The organism is Pradoshia eiseniae, from assembly GCF_002946355.1.
GTDB classification, from domain to species: Bacteria; Bacillota; Bacilli; order Bacillales; family Pradoshiaceae; genus Pradoshia; species Pradoshia eiseniae.
Map to the genome: position 1 here is coordinate 37586 of NZ_PKOZ01000002.1, position 20746 is coordinate 58331.

19 protein-coding genes are annotated in these 20746 nt (G+C 40.9%); 17 read left to right on the forward strand and 2 right to left on the reverse strand.

The features are described 5' to 3' along the window. The first annotated feature begins 83 nt into the window (after window positions 1–83). The 3 genes from CYL18_RS05080 (at window position 84) to rlmH (ending at window position 2089) form a co-directional block, all read left to right on the forward strand. Complete coding sequence (locus CYL18_RS05080; RefSeq protein ID WP_104848406.1) at window positions 84–1274, forward strand: S1C family serine protease; 1191 nt, start codon at window positions 84–86, stop codon at window positions 1272–1274. 69 nt (window positions 1275–1343) lie between these two features. Further along, window positions 1344–1553: a CxxH/CxxC protein gene (locus tag CYL18_RS05085; protein WP_104848407.1), complete on the forward strand. Its 210-nt coding sequence runs from the start codon at window positions 1344–1346 to the stop codon at window positions 1551–1553. 56 nt (window positions 1554–1609) lie between these two features. Continuing rightward, window positions 1610–2089 carry a 23S rRNA (pseudouridine(1915)-N(3))-methyltransferase RlmH gene (gene rlmH, locus CYL18_RS05090; RefSeq protein WP_104848408.1) on the forward strand — a complete coding sequence of 160 codons (480 nt, stop codon included), beginning with the start codon at window positions 1610–1612 and terminating at the stop codon, window positions 2087–2089. A 191-nt stretch (window positions 2090–2280) separates the two neighbouring features. Here rlmH and CYL18_RS05095 read toward each other — a convergent pair whose 3' ends face one another. Further along, window positions 2281–3693, reverse strand: coding sequence for a LysM peptidoglycan-binding domain-containing protein (locus tag CYL18_RS05095; protein ID WP_104848409.1), 1413 nt, complete (start codon window positions 3691–3693; stop codon window positions 2281–2283). Window positions 3694–4178: 485 nt separating this feature from the next. Here CYL18_RS05095 and CYL18_RS05100 point away from each other — a divergent pair, with 485 nt between their 5' ends. The 6 genes from CYL18_RS05100 to CYL18_RS05125 all read left to right on the forward strand — a co-directional run bounded on the left by CYL18_RS05100 (window position 4179) and on the right by CYL18_RS05125 (window position 10937). Continuing rightward, window positions 4179–5465: an ABC transporter substrate-binding protein gene (locus tag CYL18_RS05100; RefSeq protein WP_104848410.1), complete on the forward strand. Its 1287-nt coding sequence runs from the start codon at window positions 4179–4181 to the stop codon at window positions 5463–5465. Window positions 5466–5544: 79 nt separating this feature from the next. Continuing rightward, window positions 5545–6504 carry a carbohydrate ABC transporter permease gene (locus CYL18_RS05105; protein WP_104848411.1) on the forward strand — a complete coding sequence of 320 codons (960 nt, stop codon included), beginning with the start codon at window positions 5545–5547 and terminating at the stop codon, window positions 6502–6504. Window positions 6505–6611: 107 nt separating this feature from the next. Continuing rightward, a complete protein-coding gene (locus CYL18_RS05110) occupies window positions 6612–7343 on the forward strand; it encodes a carbohydrate ABC transporter permease (protein WP_407984520.1) in 732 nt (243 codons plus the stop codon). A gap of 31 nt (window positions 7344–7374) precedes the next feature. Beyond that, window positions 7375–8379, forward strand: a complete 1005-nt coding sequence (locus CYL18_RS05115; RefSeq protein ID WP_104848413.1) for a LacI family DNA-binding transcriptional regulator — start codon at window positions 7375–7377, stop codon at window positions 8377–8379. A gap of 128 nt (window positions 8380–8507) precedes the next feature. Next, window positions 8508–9419 carry an ROK family protein gene (locus tag CYL18_RS05120; RefSeq protein ID WP_104848414.1) on the forward strand — a complete coding sequence of 304 codons (912 nt, stop codon included), beginning with the start codon at window positions 8508–8510 and terminating at the stop codon, window positions 9417–9419. Window positions 9420–9473: 54 nt separating this feature from the next. Then, window positions 9474–10937 carry a glycoside hydrolase family 1 protein gene (locus CYL18_RS05125; protein ID WP_104848415.1) on the forward strand — a complete coding sequence of 488 codons (1464 nt, stop codon included), beginning with the start codon at window positions 9474–9476 and terminating at the stop codon, window positions 10935–10937. Window positions 10938–11052: 115 nt separating this feature from the next. Here CYL18_RS05125 and CYL18_RS05130 read toward each other — a convergent pair whose 3' ends face one another. Beyond that, window positions 11053–12204, reverse strand: a complete 1152-nt coding sequence (locus CYL18_RS05130) for a YhgE/Pip domain-containing protein (protein ID WP_104848416.1) — start codon at window positions 12202–12204, stop codon at window positions 11053–11055. Between the two features lie 131 nt (window positions 12205–12335). Here CYL18_RS05130 and CYL18_RS05135 point away from each other — a divergent pair, with 131 nt between their 5' ends. The 8 genes from CYL18_RS05135 (at window position 12336) to CYL18_RS05170 (ending at window position 20739) form a co-directional block, all read left to right on the forward strand. Then, on the forward strand, window positions 12336–12920 hold the full coding sequence (locus tag CYL18_RS05135) for a TetR/AcrR family transcriptional regulator (RefSeq protein WP_104848417.1): 585 nt from the start codon (window positions 12336–12338) through the stop codon (window positions 12918–12920). A gap of 275 nt (window positions 12921–13195) precedes the next feature. Next, window positions 13196–14551, forward strand: a complete 1356-nt coding sequence (locus CYL18_RS05140; RefSeq protein WP_104848418.1) for an MFS transporter — start codon at window positions 13196–13198, stop codon at window positions 14549–14551. A 129-nt stretch (window positions 14552–14680) separates the two neighbouring features. After that, window positions 14681–15403, forward strand: a complete 723-nt coding sequence (locus tag CYL18_RS05145) for a GntR family transcriptional regulator (RefSeq protein WP_104848419.1) — start codon at window positions 14681–14683, stop codon at window positions 15401–15403. Between the two features lie 287 nt (window positions 15404–15690). Further along, window positions 15691–16332 carry a bifunctional 2-keto-4-hydroxyglutarate aldolase/2-keto-3-deoxy-6-phosphogluconate aldolase gene (locus tag CYL18_RS05150; RefSeq protein WP_201741247.1) on the forward strand — a complete coding sequence of 214 codons (642 nt, stop codon included), beginning with the start codon at window positions 15691–15693 and terminating at the stop codon, window positions 16330–16332. Between the two features lie 88 nt (window positions 16333–16420). Continuing rightward, a complete protein-coding gene (gene uxaC / locus CYL18_RS05155) occupies window positions 16421–17839 on the forward strand; it encodes a glucuronate isomerase (RefSeq protein ID WP_104848421.1) in 1419 nt (472 codons plus the stop codon). A 21-nt stretch (window positions 17840–17860) separates the two neighbouring features. After that, window positions 17861–18907, forward strand: a complete 1047-nt coding sequence (uxuA, locus tag CYL18_RS05160; RefSeq protein WP_104848422.1) for a mannonate dehydratase — start codon at window positions 17861–17863, stop codon at window positions 18905–18907. Between the two features lie 25 nt (window positions 18908–18932). Beyond that, window positions 18933–19787 carry an SDR family oxidoreductase gene (locus CYL18_RS05165; RefSeq protein WP_104848423.1) on the forward strand — a complete coding sequence of 285 codons (855 nt, stop codon included), beginning with the start codon at window positions 18933–18935 and terminating at the stop codon, window positions 19785–19787. Window positions 19788–19896: 109 nt separating this feature from the next. After that, window positions 19897–20739, forward strand: a complete 843-nt coding sequence (locus CYL18_RS05170) for an HAD family hydrolase (protein ID WP_104848424.1) — start codon at window positions 19897–19899, stop codon at window positions 20737–20739. The last annotated feature ends 7 nt before the right edge of the window (window positions 20740–20746 follow it).

Here is a 20746-nt window from a genome sequence, read left to right on the forward strand (position 1 = left end):
TAGAAGAATTTACGGTTTATATTATGAAAAAGAACAAATAATAGAAGGTAAATTAAGTTTTGAGCTGAAAGGAATGTATGTGGATGGGCTATTATGATGAAGATGATAATCAGTTCAGGCGGCGTAAAAGTCAGAGCAAGAGCGGTTATTTCATATCCGGTCTTATTGGCTCCATTATAGGCGCCTTGATTGTACTTTTGCTGACTGGAAACTTTACTGGAGGAAATGGACAGAATCCAATAACGAACCAGCATAACGAGACGTCCAATTTAACTCGGAATGTCTCGTTGGATGTGACAACAGATGTAACAAAGGCGGTCGAAAAAACAGCTGATGCCGTTATTGGCATCACGAATATGCAAGGATCCAATTTCTTTAACGAAGAAACGGAAGCGGGAACGGGTTCTGGTGTCATTTATAAGAAAGAAAAGGGAAAGGCCTTTATTGTGACGAATAACCATGTCGTCGAGGGAGCGAGTACATTAGAGGTTACCCTGACAGACGGAACTAAGACAAAGGCTAAGCTTTTGGGAAGCGATGTCTGGACGGACTTGGCGGTCATCCAGATTGATGATAAAGGAGTCGATACCGTTGCGGAGTTTGGGAATTCTGATAAACTTAAATCTGGTGAACCAGTCATAGCTATTGGGAATCCGCTTGGATTGAATTTCTCTGGATCGGTGACTCAAGGAATCATTTCTGGTTTGAACAGGACAATCCCGATTGACGTTAATTCTGATGGAATCGAGGATTGGAATGCGGAGGTTATCCAAACAGATGCCGCTATCAATCCAGGCAACAGCGGAGGAGCACTTGTAAATATCAGCGGTCAAGTCATTGGCATTAACTCGATGAAGATTGCTGAGTCATCTGTTGAGGGTATCGGTTTGTCAATCCCCATTAACTATGCGATTCCCATCATTCAGGACCTTGAAGCACATGGCAAAGTCAAACGCGCTTATATGGGCACCTCATTGCGGTCATTGAATGAAGTGACTAGCTATCAGCAAGACGAGACACTAAATCTTCCAGCAAAGGTGAAAGAAGGAGTCGTAATCGCAGGAGTAGAGCCTGGTTCTCCAGCAGAACAGGCCGGCCTGAGGGAATATGATGTTATCGTTGAACTTGATGGTAAGGCAATCCCGGATGTGCCAACATTACGGAGGCATTTATATGCGGAGAAGAAAATTGGTGATACGATGAAAGTGAAATTTTATCGTAACGGTAAGGCACAAACAGTAGAAATGACGTTGGCTGAAGCTGACTTACAATAAAGGCAACGGATGGCAGGGACCAGTGAACGGTGCCCTGCTTTCCGTATGAACAAGAATGGAGTGAAAAAGATGAAGATATACTGCTGCGCGGAGCATGTGGAGGTAGGACTCGATAATATTGTAGATGAGACAGAAGTACCACCTTTTATTAACAGCCTTTCTAATAAAGAAAATGAAGAAGTTACTAACAATTCAAGTGGTTTTACATGTGAATACTGTGGAAAACCAGCTGTATATATTGTGGCGAACGAACATTCGGACACAATATGTGGACAGTAACTGTGTATATGTGGATAACTACTGTGGATAAGTTGTTTGTAAAGTGAGGATGAACTGTGAATATCTCAATAGTAACAGTAGGTAAATTGAAGGAAAAATACTTAAAACAAGGAATAGAAGAATATTCAAAAAGACTATCGGCCTATGCAAAAATCGATATTATTGAAATACCCGATGAAAAAGCACCTGAAACCTTGAGCGAACAAGAAATGCTTCAGGTGAAGGGAAAAGAAGGGGAGCGGATTCTGTCCAAAATACCAGATGATGCTCATGTAATCGCCCTCGCTATCGAGGGGAAAATGAAATCATCCGAAGAATTGGCTGAGACGCTCGACAAGCTCGCTACATATGGAAAAAGTAAAATCGCCTTTGTCATCGGCGGATCACTCGGCCTAAGCAAAGATGTAATGAAGCGGGCTAATGATACGCTATCCTTCTCAAGGATGACATTCCCACATCAGCTGATGAGACTGATTCTGGTGGAGCAGGTATACCGTGCATTCCGGATTAATCGGGGGGAACCGTATCATAAGTAGGTAGGGGTTTGAGATTGCTGCTTCCAGGCCGTCACTCTATAAAAGAGACTGTTCCAATATGTTGGTAATCTTACCTTAGAGTTAACTTCAAAAAGAAAAACCCTTATTTAGAAAGGGAGCCTTACCCATAAAGAAGATGCCGGTATTTTATCCGGCATTTTTTTTAGTTTAATCAAATCGATTGCGGATTACTACAGCAATTTCTTAATTCTAAAATTATCATTTAATAATGCCCAGTTTTGCGGATAAGGAAAACCTAATGCCCAGTAACTGACGCCGCGAAGCTTATATTGTTTAACCATATCGAACTTAGCTAGAGCACTTCGCGCATCCTCAAACCATACTTCATGTTCCCGTCCTTGTTCATCTGTATAACGGAAAAATGGTGATTGTGCGGTTGTATCATACTGAATAGTAGCTTTATATTTGACCGCACGCCTGATTGCTTCTTGCGGACTGAATGTCTCAGCTTCCTGGCCCTTGACATGAGGGACAAGCCAATCCCTGGCGTAGATTTGGAAACCCAGGAATATTTTTTCCGATGGCATGACTGATAGAGCGTATTCTACTACCCGCCTCATTTGGTTAATAGGGGAGATTGCCTGCGGCGGGCCAAGCCGATAACCCCATTCGTATGTCATCAGCACGACGAAATCGGCAATTCGGCCATGTGCCTCATAATCATGTGCTTCATACAATACTCCAGCCTGGGTTGCGCTCGCTTTTGGTGCAAGAGCCGATGATACCAAGTATCCTTTTGGATGGAGACGGTCAACGGCCGATTGAAGAAATCGATTATAGTTTTCGCGGTCAGCTGGCAGCACATTTTCAAAATCGATATTCAGTGCTCTATAACCCTTTTCATCCATTACTTGAAGGGCATTGCTAATGACCTTTTCCCTCAATTCTGAATTAGCCAAGATTGTATTCGCTAAGTTGGATCCTGCTTGGGTTGATGTGAAGTTGGTAAGCGACATCATCGGCAATATATTATTCGCAAGTGCAGCCTTGATCATTGCTTGATCATTCATTGACTGTAATGTTCCATCCTCCTTAATCTTGTAAGCAAATGGGCTGAAATACGTTAATAAATCACCAATTTGATTGAGGGTAGTGACGGCATCCTCACTGGGTTGGTACGTATAGGCATTTACCTCAATGACAGGCTTTGGTCTGGGAATAGCTAATCTCAGCCCTGAATAAATGATGTTCGGGTTATCAATATTGTTTTCTCTCATGATGGCTTGAACTGTAGTTCCATACCGGCTGGCAATTTGTCTTAAGGTTTCCCCAGGCTGGACGATATGTGTGATTGGCGGAATGAATAGCTGAGTACCTACATTAAGCGCATTTGGGTTTGTTAGCTGGTTAGTTTGTATAATCGTTTGAACTGGAACCCCGTATTGTTGTGCGATAGATGCTAGAGTTTCCCCGCTTTTAACAGAATGATAAGAACCAGGCTTAGGAATAACGAGAGACTGGCCAACCAATAATTGATTAGGGTTTGGCAGCCTGTTTATTTGCACAATCGAATTCATATTGACACCATATCGGTTTGCTATTTGCCGAAGTGTATCACCCGAACGAACTACGTATAGTATCATTGAAATTCCCCCTAGGCGTTTGTTTCATTCATTCACTATATGTAGCACGCTGTAAATGGTGTTTTTGCTACAGGGAAGAGGGCTGCTATGAACGGACAATTATCAACTATGATTATCTCGGTACTTTTCTAGCTGTCCTGTCGTTATAGTCATTCTATCTATTAAGCATTTTTTGTCATGCAAGAATGGGAATCAAAGTTGGATTTAGAAACCGGTTTCTATAATATTTTCTAAAAATTCTAATAAATGGTTGTTATTTAAAATAATTCCATATATAATCACATATGAAAGCGGTTTCGGTCGCAGACACATACATATATTCAAGCATAAATGGAAACCGGTTTCGTCAAAGTGGTGCCATTATTATATTTTTCAAGATTAGCAAGGCGAGGGGGTAGGGACGTATAAGAAATGTTCAAAATGCTTATTGTACGCAGATTCCAATTGATGCACGTTTAATCGAACAATAATAGGGGGGACCACAATTGAAAAGCTTGAAAAAATTAGCTGTAATCGGCCTATCGGCTGTTCTCGCTTTGTCATTAACAGCATGTAAGGATAATGAAGAGGCTTCAGGTAAGAGTGATGGGAATGTTACCCTTGATTTCTGGACATTTGGTGCAACTAATTATGAGGATTTAGCGAAGGAATATGAAAAGGAAAATCCTGGTGTAAAGATCAAGGTAAGATCTGCTGAAACAGCTGAGCACCATGATGCATTATTCACCGCCTTGTCTGCTGGAAATGGCGCGCCGGATATCACGATGCTGGAAATTGACCAGCTTGACCGCTTCAAAGCTGCACAGGACCGTTTTGAGAACCTGTATGATCTTGGTGCAAAGGACATTAAGGATCAATACCTGGATTGGAAGTGGAATACAGGTGAGAACGAAAGCGGAGACTTCTTGATTGGCCTGCCAACGGATATTGGTCCTAAAGCGTTATACTACCGAGTCGATTTATTTGAGGAGGCCGGTTTACCGACTGATCCGGAAGAAGTGGCGGCATTGATTGATTCGCCAGCCGCCTTTGAAGAAGCAGGCCTTAAAGTGAAAGAAAAAACAGGAAAGCCTTTTATTGACAGTATTGATATGGCTTTCAGAGCCTACTTGGACGGTGCCGAAACAACATTCCTGAGCCCAGAGGGCGAATTGTTGATAGAGGAGGAAGGAAACGCTGTTAAAGATGCCTATGATTATGCGGTGAAATTGAATGAGATGGGCATTGTCGGTAAATATGAAATGTGGTCAGCTGAATGGGCAAATGCCGTTAATAAAGGGGAATTTGCTGCTGAGTTAGGGGCTGGCTGGTTAAAGGGCTGGATGGAAGGCAATGCACAGGAGTCATCTGGTAAATGGAGAGTGGCGACACTGCCAACTGAATTTGCGGCAAACTGGGGAGGCTCATTCATTTCTATCCCAAGCGAAACAGAAAATGCAGAGGAAGCCTATAAATTCACAGAGTGGCTCGTTTCACCAGAAAACCAGCTGAAATCGTTCCAAGATAAGGGACTTTTCCCTTCTGCCCATTCTGTCTATGAAATGGAAGAATTTAAGACAAACAAAGATGAATTCTTTGGCGGACAATCAACGGCGCCGGTATTTGCAGAAGCTGCACAAGATATTAATGGCGCTGTATATAAAGGCGAAAAATACTTCCCAATTTATTCTGAGGTAACGAATGCTTTAGAAAATGTCCAAACAAAAGGAACGGATCCTGAAAAGGAATGGAAAGAGGCTGTTAAACGCTCCAAGGGCTTATTAGACCGATAACTCAACTATTCACCGGAATAAGGCGGGGAGTTTGGCAATAAGATGCTGCTCCCGCCTTTGATGGAAAAGAGGTGTGAAAATGGAATCAGTGAAAGCGAATGCTATTACCAATAAGCCCAAAGTGAAAAAGAAGCCTTTTAGGTCTGAGGCGAAAAAAGATATGTATTCTGCCTATCTATATATCGCTCCCTTCTTCATTATCTTCGCGATTATTGGGTTGTATCCAGCTGTTTTCAGTATTTATTTAGCCTTCCAGAAGTGGAATGGTCTCAGTCCGATGGTTTTTGCCGGATTGGATAATTTCAGAATTGTCTTAGCGGACCCTCTTTTTTGGAAGTCAGTTTACAACACAATAGTCATGGGAATCATGGGGACTGCCCCGCAAATTGTATTTGGAATTATATTTGCCTACTTGCTGAATATGGCCTTTCTTAAATTCAGAAACCTTTTTAGAGTTACAATCTTTATGCCATATATTACCTCGATGGTGGCGGTTGCCTTGATTTTCAGCGTGCTGTTTAGCAATCATGAATCATCTTTGGCTAATTATGTATTAAGCTTAGCGGGACTTGACCCGGTTAGCTGGGGCAGTTCAGAGTGGGGAACAAAGATTGCCATATCCATTATGGTTTTCTGGCGATGGGTAGGCTATAACACGATTATTTATCTTGCTGGAATTCAAAGTATTCCAAATGATCTTTATGAAGCCTCAACTATTGACGGGGCCAGTAAATTTCAACAGTTCCGCTATATTACTGTACCAATGTTAAAACCATTTATTATATTGACTGTCTTTACCTCAACTGTTGGGGCCCTGCAGCTTTTTTCCGAACCAACCGTATTCTTAGGTACAGATGCCTTTACACGCGATGAGGCGATGACAATCGTGATGTACTTATATCGTGATGCATTTAAATTACAATCCTTTGGTACAGCATCTGCTACGGCTATGATCTTATTGGTACTAATCACTGTTTTTGCGGCAATCAACGTATACCTGACATCTGGTATGGGGAGAAAAAGGAGGGGGCAACAGTGAAAAAAAATAAAAGGACAAGAAGATTTTCTGCTGGGAAACTCCTCGTATATATCTTTTTATCGATAGCATCCATCCTTTCATTGTTTCCTTTCTATTGGATGTTTGTAATGGCGACTAGGCCAAGCTCAGCCTTTAACTCCATACCGCCTACCATAACGCCGGGGAATATGCTGGTTGAGAATTTTAATAAGGTGTTAAACTCCATTGATTTCTTCGGTTCGATGTGGAACTCCTTTGTCATATGCATCATCGTCACAGTTGTGGTGTTATTCATTAGTTCCTTGGCAGGCTATGCTTTTGCGAAATTCTCCTTCCGCGGAAAAAATGTTCTCTTTATTGCTATTCTGTTAACGATGATTATTCCGCCGCAATTAGGGTTAATTCCTCAATATTTTCTCATCTCAAACGCAGGTTTACTGGACACCTTGCCAGGGGTTATGGTGCTGTTCTTTTTGAACCCTTTAGGCATTTTTCTCATGAGGCAATACATCAGTAAATCGGTTCCTGATGAGCTTATGGAGGCAGCGAAATTAGATGGGTGCTCGAATTTTAGGATTTACCGCAGTATTGTCGTGCCGATAATTTTACCGGCGTTCGCCACTTTAGGCATCATCGTTTTTACTGCTGTGTGGGGAGAGTTCCTATGGCAGTTTACTGTTTTGAGAGACCCGGAGAATTATACAATCCAAGTAGCGTTAGCTCAACTGAGCAATACAAGAGATGTAGATTTCGGGATGATCATGTCAGGTGTATTTTGGGCAACGGTTCCGCTTTTGGTGGTATTCTTATTTTTCAATAAGTTATTTATTTCAAGTATTACGGAAGGATCTGTAAAATAAAGATTATCACTCGGTCATAGAAGGGATTAACATGAATTTAACCATTAAAGATATTGCGCAGATGGCAAATGTTTCACCAGGGACCGTTTCAAAGGTCATCAATAATTACGATGGAATAAGTGAAAAAACAAGGAAAAAAGTGCTCGATATTATTCATCAATGTGGTTTTGAGCCTAGTTTTTCTGCTAGGTCCCTGGCTACAAAGAAATCAAATCTAATTGGATTAATTTATGCAGGGAGAATTAATGTAGATATGACCCACCCTTATTTTAATGAGATTATCTCTTCTTTTAAGAAGAATATGGGTTTGCTTGGATATGACATTCTAATGTTTTCAAATGAGAAATTCAATACTGATAATGGCAGCTATTTAGCAAGATGCCGCCATTTCAATGTGGATGGCTGCTTAATCATTGCCGGTGAAGAGGTAGAGGAGTCCACCTATGAGCTGGCAAAGGAGGGAATGCCCTGCATCGGGATTGATATCGAGTTAAAAGGGCCTAAGGCAAGCTACATCATGACTGATAATGTCGGGCTGTCTAAAAAAGTGGTGGAGTATCTCTATCTTCATGCGATAAAAAAAGTCGGTTTCATTGCCGGCAAGTTTGATTCCCCTGTTTCGACTTATCGCAAACAAGGCTTCCTGGAAGCGATGAACCAGTTCGGTTTGGAGGTTTGCGAGGATTGGATTCAATATGGTGACTTTCATGAGGAAAGCGGTTATATGGCGATGAAGAAAATCCTCCAATCAAAAGAGCTGCCTGAGGCTATATTTGCAACATCGGATATGATGGCTCTGGGTGCCTTACAGGCAATCAAAGAAGCAGGCCTGAATTGCCCGCAGGATATCCGATTAATTGGCTGTGATGATATCGCCGCCTGCCGTTACAGCTCTCCGAAACTGACGACGGTGAAACAGGACAAAGAGAAATTCGGAAAATTATCGGCGTATATGCTTGATGATTTGATTAATGATCGTTCACAATTACAACCCGTCTTTATTGACTCCGAATTAATTATTAGAGAGTCATGTTAGCGCTTTGCCAGATTTCTAGATTAAAAGAAAATCCATTACCGGTAAGCTATTTATGGCTCATCAGAAACAGATCATGCATTAGATAGAAGAAGCTTTTATACAAAACTGGGTTGAGTGGAGGTTATGTGGTGAATTACTACACGGTAGTTGATGTTGGAGGCTCTGCCATTAAATATGCTCTTATGGATGAAACGGGTTGTTTTATCGATAAAGCCTCCCTTCCGACGCCTAAAAATAGTCTGAGCGAATTAATAGATACCATTGACTTGGTTGTACAGCAGTATAGAACAACACATCTAATTCAAGGGCTGGCTCTCAGTATGCCAGGTGCCGTAAATACGGAAGCCGGCAATATTGAGGGAATTAGTGCACTTCCATATCTTCACGGACCAAATATTAAAAACATCCTTCAGGCACGGACAGGGCTGCCGGTTGAAATGGAAAATGACGCAAATTGTGCTGGGCTTGCAGAAGGATGGACTGGCGCCGCGAAGGATGTGAATGACTATCTTTGTATCGTCCTCGGTACAGGCGTGGGGGGCGCAGTAGTTCTAGACAAAAAGATTCGACATGGCAAGAATGGTTTTGCCGGAGAGTTCGGCTATATGGTGATGGAAGGCTATCTGGATGGGCAGGCAAGAGAAACATGGAGTTCGCTGGCAGCTGTAGGCGGCTTGGTCAAGCAGGTGGCCAAAAGAAAAGGCGTGAATCCGGCTGTTCTTAGCGGAAAAGTCATTTTTGAGCTTGCTGAAAAGGGAGATGCAGAAATACAGGATGAGATTAACAAATTTTTCATGCGACTTGCTGTAGGCATCTATAATCTGCAATTTATCTTTGACCCGGAGAAAATTCTGATTGGCGGTGCAATCAGTCACAGAGAGGGCTTCATTGAGCAGATTAATGAATTATTAGGAAGAATGAAATACGACCAAGAAGGCATAACCGTTAAAGTTGAAAGATGTCAGTTTGGCAATGATTCTAACTTGATCGGAGCTTTGTATCATTACTTGCAGCGGCAGAAGAACTTAATTGCTGGTTGACTGGAGAAATTGTGAGCAAACGCGAAAGTATGAAGGGGAAGGGAGCCCAAAACGATGATACATAAAGCATTAAAACCGTTTCCGGCCGATTTTTTATGGGGAGCTGCTTCTGCAGCCTATCAAGTCGAAGGAGCATGGAATGTAGACGGGAAAGGGAAAACAAATTGGGATCAATTTGTACGAATACCGGGCAAGACGTTTAAAGGCACGACTGGAGATGTAGCTGTCGACCATTATCACCGCTATAAGGAAGATATCCGATTGATGGCAGAAATGGGATTGAAGGCATACCGTTTTTCTGTATCATGGGCACGTATTTTCCCGAATGGAAGAGGCGAGATTAACGAAAAAGGTATCGCCTTTTATGATGACCTAATCAACGAGTTAGTTAAATATAGAATCGAACCTATCTTGACATTGTATCACTGGGATTTGCCTCAGGCGCTTCAGGATGAGTATGGAGGCTGGGAATCGAGAAGGATCATTAGGGACTTTACGGATTATAGTGTGGAATGCTTTAAGCGTTTTGGAGACCGTGTGAAATATTGGGTCAGCCTAAATGAGCAAAATATTTTCACAAGCCATGGATATGATGAAGGCTCCCACCCGCCAGGAGTAAAAGATACTAAACTATTTTATCAGGTGAATCATCATGCGAACCTGGCCAATGCCAGCGTAATCAAGGCGTTTCGCCAATATGTGCCAGATGGTCAGATTGGTCCAAGCTTTGCCTATTCACCAGCCTACCCAGCCTCCTCAAGGCCGGAGGATATATTGGCCGCTGAGAATGCAGAGGAGCTGAACAACCATTGGTGGATGGATGTATATACTTGGGGGAAATATCCGAAGGCAGCATGGAACTATTTAAAGGAAGAGGGCCTTGCTCCTGAAGTAGAAGAAGGGGACTTTGCCTTATTAAGAGAGGGTAAGCCAGACTTTATGGGCTTAAATTATTACCAGACGACTACAATTGAAATGAACCCATTAGAAGACGGGGTGAGTGCTGGTGAAATGAATACGACCGGCATCAAAGGGACAGCAGAGGATTCGGGTATCCCAGGGTTGTTTAAAACAGCGGCAAATCCCCACCTGGAACGAACTAATTGGGATTGGAATATTGACCCGCAAGGACTAAGGGTAGCGCTTCGCCGAATAACCAATCGATATGATTTGCCGATTTTGATTAGCGAGAATGGGCTCGGTGAATTCGATCAGGTGGAGGATGAGGACAAAATCCATGATGAGTACAGAATCGAGTACTTGCATGCCCATATTGAAGCCATTCAAGAGGCTATTTCAGATGGTGTCGAAATGCTTGGCTACTGTGTTTGGTCATTCACGGATTTGCTAAGCTGGCTGAATGGATTCCAAAAGCGCTATGGGTTTGTCTATGTCAATCAGCACGAGGAAGGAACACATGACCTGCGCCGTATCAAAAAGGACAGCTTCTATTGGTACAAGCAAGTTATTGAATCAAATGGCATCAATAGGGCGGAGATTATTTCACCTGATCGTTAGTCTCTTTAAATAGTATAAATAAAAGAGCATTGGGAGCTAAAATCAGCCCTCAATGCTCTTTTGGTCTATTGGCACAATTAGTTTGCCGCTTTCGGCATACTAATTGTCCCAGGGATTATTTATTTGGGTGTTTTTGTACACGTAATGGTTTGAAAATAGCCAGCACGTACAGCACTAAACCAGCAATCCCAATTCCGGCAATTGTGTTAAAGGAAGCTCCTGTGTAGAAGCCGCTGCCGAAATAGAAAATATCGCGTAATCCTTCAGCAGCAAAGCGAATAGGAACCCATGGGCGAATGAAGTTTACAAAGAAGTCTGGAAGCATTTCCATTGGCATCATTAGAACTCCCATACCCAGTAGCATAACAACCATAAAGAGTGTAATGGCTGGTTTGCCGATCCATGCTGTCACAGCAGATACTAATAGGAAGAAGCAGAATGCTGCAAAGGATACAAAAGAGCCAACTAAGAAATAGCTAGGCATGTTTATACCAGCAATTGTACCTAATGTCGCAACAGTAAAGCCTGAGAATAGAGCAATAAGGACTCCAAATAGAACTTGTCCGCCCATTAAGCGCAATGCTTGCTTGCGTGTGAGCAATTCCTTCTTCAAGATGTTTGACGTTGTTAGGAATAGAATGAACCCTCCGATTAACGCACCTACCCAGGCTGGCACTGCCATCAAAGTCGGTGCATTGCCATTTGCTGTAGAAGCGGTAATGGGATTGAATACTTTTTCTTTAGAAACGATCGGATTGACGAGTACAGCTGCTTTATCAGCATCGATTTTTTGGCCATCCATTTGCTTGGCAAAGTTAGCAGAATATTGGTTGCTCAATTGGGTGATCAAAGCACTTAAAGCAGTTTTTGCATAGTTTGCACCTGTCGCGTTAAAGCCCTGATTAATATAAACCTTTAAGGCTGCAGGTTTGTTGTTTGCGAGGGCATTTTGCAGGGCATCATTATATCCTTCAGGAATAACTAGCGCTGCATAATATTTCTTATCATGAAATAAATCATCTATATCTGTTTCTTTTACTTTTGTAAAAGCTAGCATAGGCTCCTCATCAGCAGTACCTTTACTCATTTGTTCAACCGCTGATAGGACTGCGTCTACATGAGCACCTTCGTCGTTTACACTTATGGCAACCGGCAGATTCCTTACCTTCGGATCTCCTTGAGCGAATAAGTTTACGGAGAATAATGAAATGATTAATATGACGGCAAGAGGAGCTAGCCAAGCTGTCTTTTCTTTAAATAATCTCAATTGATGTCTTCCTTTCTGGGTTTCAACATGTTGTTTAGTAGCATGAGGATATCTTATAATTTCTAGGGAAATAAAAGCAATAAACAAAAACGGCCGGTATGTTAAATTTTAGTGATAAGAGGTCATAAGATATGAGCATTTACACCGAAAAGAACAGAAAAACAAAAAAGCTTATACAGCAATCGTTTATAAAAATTTTAGAAAAGAAACCATTTGAGTCAATCACAATTGGGGAGATTACCAAGACAGCTAAAATCAATCGCGGCACCTTTTATTTGCACTTTGAGGATAAATACGATTTGCTTGAACAAATGGAGCAGCAATTAATTTCAGATCTTGGTGCCCATCTGGATAAATTACAGTCCAGCTATTCACCGCACCATACATTTGAAAAGCAGCAAGAGCAGTTAGCGTCGACATTATTCTCCTTTATTGGCATGCATTCGCCTATATTAAAAATCTTTTTAAGTGATCATGGGAGAGCGGGCTTTCATATTCGATTCAGAGACGCCTTTTCAGAAAAAGTACGTGTTAATTTAGAGAAGATTGAAGGATTTGGAGACAAATTAAATGTCCCGTTAGAGTATTTTTTATCCTTTATCACTTCTGCCTTTTTAGGGCTAATTGAACAATGGGTTCAAAATGATTTAGATAAAACCCCATCAGAGATGACTAAAATTTATATTGATATTATTTCTTATATTCAAGGAAAGTAGAAAACATTATTTTAATAAAATAACATGTCGTGATAGATGTAATGATCTTTATCGGGAGAGGTCGTGCGGAGATGTATTGTCTCCGCTTTTTTTATTCTGGTAAATAGGTTAGCGAGATTAAAAATACAACCTATGTGAAATGTTTAACAATGAATAGATGAATGATATTTCCTAATGGATGTCATACTAATTGTACCTCTTTGAAATAAGTTGGAGAAAAGCACTTGGAACATAGCGTATCAAAATATATCTAAACCTTTAGGAGTGAAAACATCATGCGTAAATTTGGTGCTAAAGACAAATGGGGGTATTTGTTCGGTGATTTCGGAAACGATTTCTTCTTCCTGTTTGTTGCCAGTTATTTGATGGTATACTATACGGACATTTATCATTTGAATCCATTAGCGGTCGGTGGGTTATTTGCCATTGCTCGTTTATGGGATGCATTTGCTGATATTGCATGGGGGCGGTTCATCGATACAAGGAAGCCTGGTAAACAGGGTAAATTCAGACCTTGGCTTCTTAGAATGTCATTTCCCTTAGTCATTTCGGGTGTATTAATGTTCGTTCATATCCCAGGAATGTCACACGGCTTTTATCTGGCTTATGCTTATGTAAGTTATATTCTTTGGGGAACATTGTACAGTACTGTAAACATTCCCTATGGTTCCATGGCATCCGTAATGACAGCTGACCCTGTAGAACGTACGGCTCTTTCTTCTTGGAGAACAGTAGGGTCTCAATTAGCGGGATTAATTATCAATGTTTTAGGACCGGTTATTTTATTCGTTGATAATGAAGCTTCGGCAAACCGCTTTTTATTGGTAGCAATCATCTTCGGCATTTTAGCAATTGCTTGTTATATCGCTTGTTATAAACTTACGATTGAGCGTGTTACTTTGACGGATAAAGCTGATGAATCTAAAGTAAATACAAAAGATACATTGAGAGGTCTATTCAAAAATAGGCCGTTACTTTGGTTCCTTGTGGCTTCCTTAACATTCATGGTTACCGTCATGTTTATCAGTTCTGTGAATGTATACTTGTTTAAGGATTATTTCCGAAATACGGCAGGCTTGAGTATCATTGGGTTCGTGCAATCTGGAGCTGTAATCTTGCTTGCGCCTTTCATACTTAAGCTGGTTAAGAAATACGGCAAAAAAGAAGTGGCTTCGGCTGGGTTGTTATTGGCTGCTGTCGCCTACCTTGTTTCATACTTGCTTCCTAATCTAAGCATGATGATGTTTATTGTGATTATTGCTATCGCAAATCTTGGTTTCGGTGCCTTTAACCTTGTTATTTGGGCCTTTGTGACTGATGTCATCGATTATCATGAGTACTTGACAGGCTTGCGTGAGGATGGGACGGTTTACTCCATCTATTCCATGGCACGTAAAATCGGTCAAGCCGTTGCAGGTGGTATAGGTGGAGCAGCAATTGCAGCTGTAGGATACAATGCAGAACTAAAAGCACAAACAGCAGATACACTGAGCGGTATCCATATGCTTGGCACTTTAGTGCCGGCAATCCTGCTTGGAGCGGTGTTCCTTGTTATTGTGTTCCTTTATCCATTAAACAAAAAACGAACGGCACAGCTGGCAATAGACCTTGCTGAAAAGAGAAAGCAATAATTAGAATCACTAGGCATAAGAGAGAAGATAGTTAATAGGCATTAGCTATCTTCTTGCTTATATATATTGAATATGGGCTGAATACCATGATATGATGGTGAAAAGTGTCCTTGGAAGAGGGAGTATGACATGATTATTACAGTATCGCCAAAGCTTCCTGGAGAAAATAATAAAGATTATGCCTATAAAGTGATCAAGAACTCGATAATGTCTTTAGAATTAGAACCTGGACAGGCAATTAGTGAGATTGAACTTGCGGAAGCATTGAGCTTATCGCGTACTCCGGTTCGTGAGGTATTAGCGAAATTGCGGGAAGAGCATTTGATTGAAGTTATACCACAAGTCGGTACATATATTTCTAAGATTAATCCTCAGCTTATAAAGGAAGCCTCCTTTATGCGCTTTCACCTAGAAAAAGAGGTCTTAAAATTGGCTTGTGAGTCATTTCCTAAAAGTGCTTTATACGATTTAAAGAAAAATCTGGCTCTGCAAGAGGATTTAGTTGGGCAAAGTGGGAAGGAACGTGACTTCCACTTGCTGGATAAACAATTTCACCATATTATATTCAAGGCTAACCAGAAGGAACATATTTGGGAAGCAATCAATAGAATAAGCACTCACTATAACCGGATGCGCCTATTATCTGAAATCCGGCATAATTTTGATGAAGCGATTGACCAGCACCAAAATATTGTTAATATTCTTGAAACAAAAGATTGTGATCAAGTTGAAGCTTTCGCGAAACTACATATAATTGATGCTACGAAATTATGGGAAGATCTTTACAAAAAAGATAGCCCTTATAGTAATTATTTTGAATATGTTGAAGATACACCATTGTATATTGGATAATGAGGCTTTAGGACAGATTCCTTTTCGAATCTGTCTTTTTTATGTTTGAGTATGTTTACAGAAAATATACAATGAAGCCACTTGAAATACTAGTAACTGAATGCTAGTATACAAGTATACAAGTTGGAATACTCTTTCACATGAAAATATTTAGTGCCAAATAGCATTTTTTTATCGGTAAAACAAATACTAAGTCTGTATTTAAGAATACAACCAGTTTGCAATTCCATGCACTTATGGTGAAGGATGATTATTTCACTAAAATAACGGAAGAGGTGATTGTAATGTTGCAAAAACATGAAATTCTAAGCGAAATACATAGCGGTTATCTAGTAGCTGTAATTCGTGGAAAAAATAAAGAGGAAGCAGTAGAGATTTCAAAGCAAGCATTCAAAGGCGGAATTCGCTCACTAGAGGTTACATTCTCTACACCTGGAGCTGAAGAAGCAATCGCTGAGCTAGTACAGACAGGCGATCCAAATATGATCGTAGGTGCGGGAACGGTTCTTGATGCCGAAACAGCAAGAATCGCGATCATGAAAGGTGCTCGTTATATTGTAAGCCCTCACTTCAACAGTGAAATCGCAACTGTATGTAATCGTTATGCGATCCCTTATTTACCAGGCTGCGGTTCAGTAACTGAAATCATGCAAGCATTAGAATCTGGGGTTGATGTTGTTAAACTATTCCCTGGAAGCTTAATGGGACCAGGATTCCTTAAAGATGTTAAAGGCCCTATTCCACATGTTGAGTTAATGCCTTCTGGTGGTGTTAGCCTTGATAACCTAGATAAATGGGTAAATAATGGCGCATTTGCTGTTGGTGTTGGAAGTGCCTTAACTAAAGGTGTTAAAAATGGTGATTACAGTTCTGTACAAGAGGTAGCTCGCCAATTCGCTGAGAAATTAGCCTCTGTAAAAGGAGAATAATCTCCAAAGATTAAGCCTGTATTTGGTTTTGGTCTTAGAAACAGTACGCAATAATCCTTTGATATTAAAAGGATAAGGAGGGTGCTATATGACTGCATTTATTCACGAAAACTTTATGTTAAACAATGAAACAGCTGTTCAGTTGTATCATTCATATGCAAAAAATATGCCGATTTATGATTATCACTGCCATTTATCACCGAAAGATATTGCAGAAAATCGTAAATTCAATAACATCACTGAACTATGGCTAGAAGGCGACCATTACAAATGGAGAGCGATGAGAGCTCATGGTATTTCTGAGAAGTATATCACTGGTGATGCAGATCCTAAGGCTAAATTTGAGGCGTGGGCTAAAACAGTTCCTTATACACTAGGAAATGCTTTGTATCACTGGACTCATATTGAGCTAAAAAACTACTTCGGTATTGAAGAGTTATTAAACGAAGATACTTGGGAAGACATTTGGAATCGCTGTAATGAATTGTTGCAGCAAGATGATTATGCAGTTCGTGAAATCATCAAGCGTTCAAATGTAAAAGTCATTGGTACAACAGATGAGCCGACAGATGATCTTCAGTATCATGCGCAAATCGCTGAATTACCGGACTTCCCAGTGAAAGTTCTTCCTTCATTCCGTCCTGATAAAGGATTGGAAATCAATAAAGCTACATTCATTCCATTCGTAGAGACGCTTGAAAAGGTAGCGAATAAATCATTAGCAACGTATGAGGAATATATTGCAGCTCTATTAGATAGAGTTCAATATTTCCACGAAAAAGGCTGCAGAATTTCTGACCATGGTCTATCTGAAGTTCCATTTGCTGAATTCGACGAAAATGAATTGGATGGAATTTACCAAGCTGGACGCAAAGGACAAGCTGTCAGCCTAGAGGATGAAAATAAATTCAAGACAGCCATTTTGATTGCACTTGCAAAGGCCTACACAGAAAGAGACTGGGCAATGCAAATCCACTTTGGCGCAATCCGCAACAACAACACAAAAATGTTCAAAAGACTCGGTCCTGATGCAGGCTTTGATTCCATTAGCGATCAAGGTGAAGTAGCAGCGCCATTAAATGCATTGCTAGATGCTCTAGAAATCAGGGATTCCCTGCCTAGAACAATTATTTACAATTTGAACCCAGTTTCCAATGAGCTAATTGGTACAACGATTCAAAACTTCCAAACTAATGAAGAAGGAATCGCTGGCCGAATCCAGTTTGGTTCTGGATGGTGGTTCAATGATACAAAACCAGGCATGATTCGCCAATTGACAGCTTTAGCTGATCAAGGAATCTTAAGTCACTTTGTTGGGATGCTTACGGATTCACGCAGCTTCATCTCTTATAGCAGACATGAATATTTCCGCCGCATTTTATGTAACTTAATTGGTACATGGGTGGAAGCTGGTGAAATTCCAAATGACCCTGCATTGCTGCAAAGATTAGTTGAAAATATTTGTTACAACAACGCGAAAAATTACTTCGCTGTTGATGTTGATTGATAATAGGGAGGCAATTTAATTATGGAAATGAGTTTTCGCTGGTATGGAAAAACGGATTCAATTCCTTTGGAATACATCCGTCAAATTCCAGGCATGAAAGGAATTGTAACAGCTATTTATGATATCCCGGTTGGGGAAGCTTGGCCGATGGAAAAAATCGAAGAATTGAAAAAGACTGTAGAAGATGCGGGTATGCACATCTCTGTTATCGAGAGTGTACCAGTTCACGAAGACATCAAAATCGGTCTTCCAACTCGTGACAAATACATCGAGAACTACAAAACAACTTTACGTAACCTAGGTAAAGCTGGCATTCCAGTTGTATGCTACAACTTCATGCCAATCTTTGACTGGACACGTACTGACTTAGAGTACCGTCTTCCAGATGGTTCTACAGCGCTTATCTTCGAAGAAGAAGTAGCGAAGAAAATGGATCCATTAACAGGTGAACTTTCTTTACCAGGCTGGGATTCTAGCTATAAGAAAGAAGACCTTCAAGAATTATTCGATCACTACAAAAACGTGGACCATGAAAAACTTTGGGAAAACCTTGAGTACTTCATCAAAGAAATCATCCCAGTTGCTGAAGAAGCTGGCGTGAAGATGGCCATCCACCCGGATGATCCTCCATTCGATATCTTTGGATTACCACGTATCATCACAAACAAAGAGAACTTAGAAAGATTCGTTAACCTATATGACAGCCCTTATAACGGCTTGACTATGTGCAGCGGTTCCCTTGGTTCACACCCTGAGAACGATTTCCCTGAAATGCTTCGTTACTTCGGTAAAAAAGACCGCGTAAACTTTGTTCATGCTCGTAACGTTAAGCTAACAGGCGGCATGTCATTCGAAGAAAGTGCTCACCCATCTGAGTACGGTTCTGTTGATATGTACGAAGTAATCAAAGCAATGGCAGACTTCAACTACACTGGTGCGATTCGTCCTGACCACGGAAGAATGATCTGGGGCGAAACTGGAAAACCAGGCTATGGCTTATACGACCGCGCACTAGGTGCTACTTACTTACACGGTCTGTGGGAAGCAGAACAAAAAAACAGAAAATAATTAAACTCTTAGGAGGTTAACGAACATGGCAGTTCCATTCAAAATGGATTTAACAGGTAAAGTCGCAGCTGTAACTGGCGGCGGCGGTGTATTAGGTTCTTATTTCGCAAAAGCTTTAGCAGAATGCGGAGCGAAAGTAGCGGTTATGGACCTTATGCAAGAAGCAGCAGATAAGGTTGCTGCTGAAATTAATGCGGCTGGCGGCACAGCAATCGGTGTTGCTGCTAACGTATTAGATAAGGAAGCTCTTGAAGCTGCAAGAGAAATCGTTATTAAAGAACTTGGTACAGTTGATATTCTTGTCAACAATGCTGGCGGAAACAATCCAAAAGGCACAACAGATGACGAGTTCTACAATGCAGAAGCTGTAAAGAACAATCCAGACATGAAAACATTCTTTGATTTAGACCCTAAAGGAGTTAGCTTCGTATTCGACCTTAACTTCTTAGGTACTCTTCTTCCTTCTCAAGTCTTCGCACAAGATATGATCGGGAAAAAAGGTGCAAACATCATTAACATTTCTTCAATGAATGCTTACACACCTTTAACAAAAATTCCTGCATACAGCGGAGCGAAAGCAGCAATCAGTAACTTCACACAATGGTGTGCAACTTACTTTGCGAAAGCTGGCATTCGTGTTAATGCGATTGCACCAGGATTCCTTGTTACAAAACAAAACGAAAAATTATTGTTCAATGAAGATGGCACTCCATCTGCTAGAGCAGGAAAAATTCTTAACAGCACTCCGATGGAACGCTTCGGTGAGCCTGAAGAGTTAGTTGGCGGATTGTTATACCTAGCTAGTGAAGAAGCAGCAAGCTTCGTAACTGGTGTCGTTATTCCAATCGATGGCGGATTCTCTTCTTACTCTGGAGTTTAATCTAAACCATATATAGATGATATGAAGGTTGTTGGTCCAAGTTAATTGGATCAGCAACCTTTATTTTCAAAATGGCAAAACAAAACCAATGATAGTGGGGTTTTCATTTATGAAAGATAATATTAAAGATTTCCAAAAGACGAAGGACTTTTTAGTTTGTGTTGACTCTGATGGCTGTGCCATGGATACGATGGGTGTAAAGCACGAAGAAGCATTCGGACCGCGTGCCGTTGACGTTTGGGAGCTTCATCATATTAAAGATCGTTTCCTTAAAGTATGGAATGACATCAATCTTTACACAAGAACTAGAGGAATCAACCGTTTTAAAGGGGTTGTTGCTACATTTGAAGCGTTAGAAAAAGAAGGCATTAAAATGCCAGATATCTCTTCCTTCAAAAAGTGGGCTGAAACAACGAACGAGCTTTCCAACCCATCACTTGAAAGAGCGATTGCTGAAACGAATGATGAGCAATTAAAAAAAGCTTTAGAGTGGAGCCATGCGGTTAACCGTACGATTGAGGAAGAACTAGCTGGAAATGACAAACCTGTTGAAGGTGCTAAAGCTGGACTTGAAGCAGCAAATAATGTCGCTGACGTAGCGATTGTTTCTTCAGCAAACGGTGCGGCTGTGCTTGACGAATGGACAAGACATGAATTGAACGTACATGTTGATGTCATGCTTGGCCAAGAGGCTGGAACAAAAGCATTTTGCATCGAGCAATTGAAGAAATTCGGCTATGAAAATACACATGTATTGATGATTGGCGATGCTCCTGGAGATTTATCCGCTGCAGAGGTAAATAACGTTCTTTATTACCCAATCCTTGTTGGTAAAGAGAAATTCTCTTGGGATCGTTTCAGAGAAGAGGCTTTAGCAAAATTCTTAGATGGCAGCTTCGCTGGGGAATACCAAGAACAATTGATCAAGGAATTTAACGATAACTTAAAATAAGTTCGGA

Coding starts and splice junctions, on each gene's coding strand:
- CYL18_RS05080 (WP_104848406.1), top strand. CDS start 84: ATGGGCTATTATGATGAAGATGATAATCAGTTCAGGCGGCGTAAAAGT.
- CYL18_RS05085 (WP_104848407.1), top strand. CDS start 1,344: ATGAAGATATACTGCTGCGCGGAGCATGTGGAGGTAGGACTCGATAAT.
- CYL18_RS05095 (WP_104848409.1), bottom strand. CDS start 3,693: ATGATACTATACGTAGTTCGTTCGGGTGATACACTTCGGCAAATAGCA.
- CYL18_RS05105 (WP_104848411.1), top strand. CDS start 5,545: ATGGAATCAGTGAAAGCGAATGCTATTACCAATAAGCCCAAAGTGAAA.
- CYL18_RS05110 (WP_407984520.1), top strand. CDS start 6,612: ATGGCGACTAGGCCAAGCTCAGCCTTTAACTCCATACCGCCTACCATA.
- CYL18_RS05115 (WP_104848413.1), top strand. CDS start 7,375: ATGAATTTAACCATTAAAGATATTGCGCAGATGGCAAATGTTTCACCA.
- CYL18_RS05125 (WP_104848415.1), top strand. CDS start 9,474: ATGATACATAAAGCATTAAAACCGTTTCCGGCCGATTTTTTATGGGGA.
- CYL18_RS05135 (WP_104848417.1), top strand. CDS start 12,336: ATGAGCATTTACACCGAAAAGAACAGAAAAACAAAAAAGCTTATACAG.
- CYL18_RS05140 (WP_104848418.1), top strand. CDS start 13,196: ATGCGTAAATTTGGTGCTAAAGACAAATGGGGGTATTTGTTCGGTGAT.
- CYL18_RS05145 (WP_104848419.1), top strand. CDS start 14,681: ATGATTATTACAGTATCGCCAAAGCTTCCTGGAGAAAATAATAAAGAT.
- uxaC (WP_104848421.1), top strand. CDS start 16,421: ATGACTGCATTTATTCACGAAAACTTTATGTTAAACAATGAAACAGCT.
- uxuA (WP_104848422.1), top strand. CDS start 17,861: ATGGAAATGAGTTTTCGCTGGTATGGAAAAACGGATTCAATTCCTTTG.
- CYL18_RS05165 (WP_104848423.1), top strand. CDS start 18,933: ATGGCAGTTCCATTCAAAATGGATTTAACAGGTAAAGTCGCAGCTGTA.
- CYL18_RS05170 (WP_104848424.1), top strand. CDS start 19,897: ATGAAAGATAATATTAAAGATTTCCAAAAGACGAAGGACTTTTTAGTT.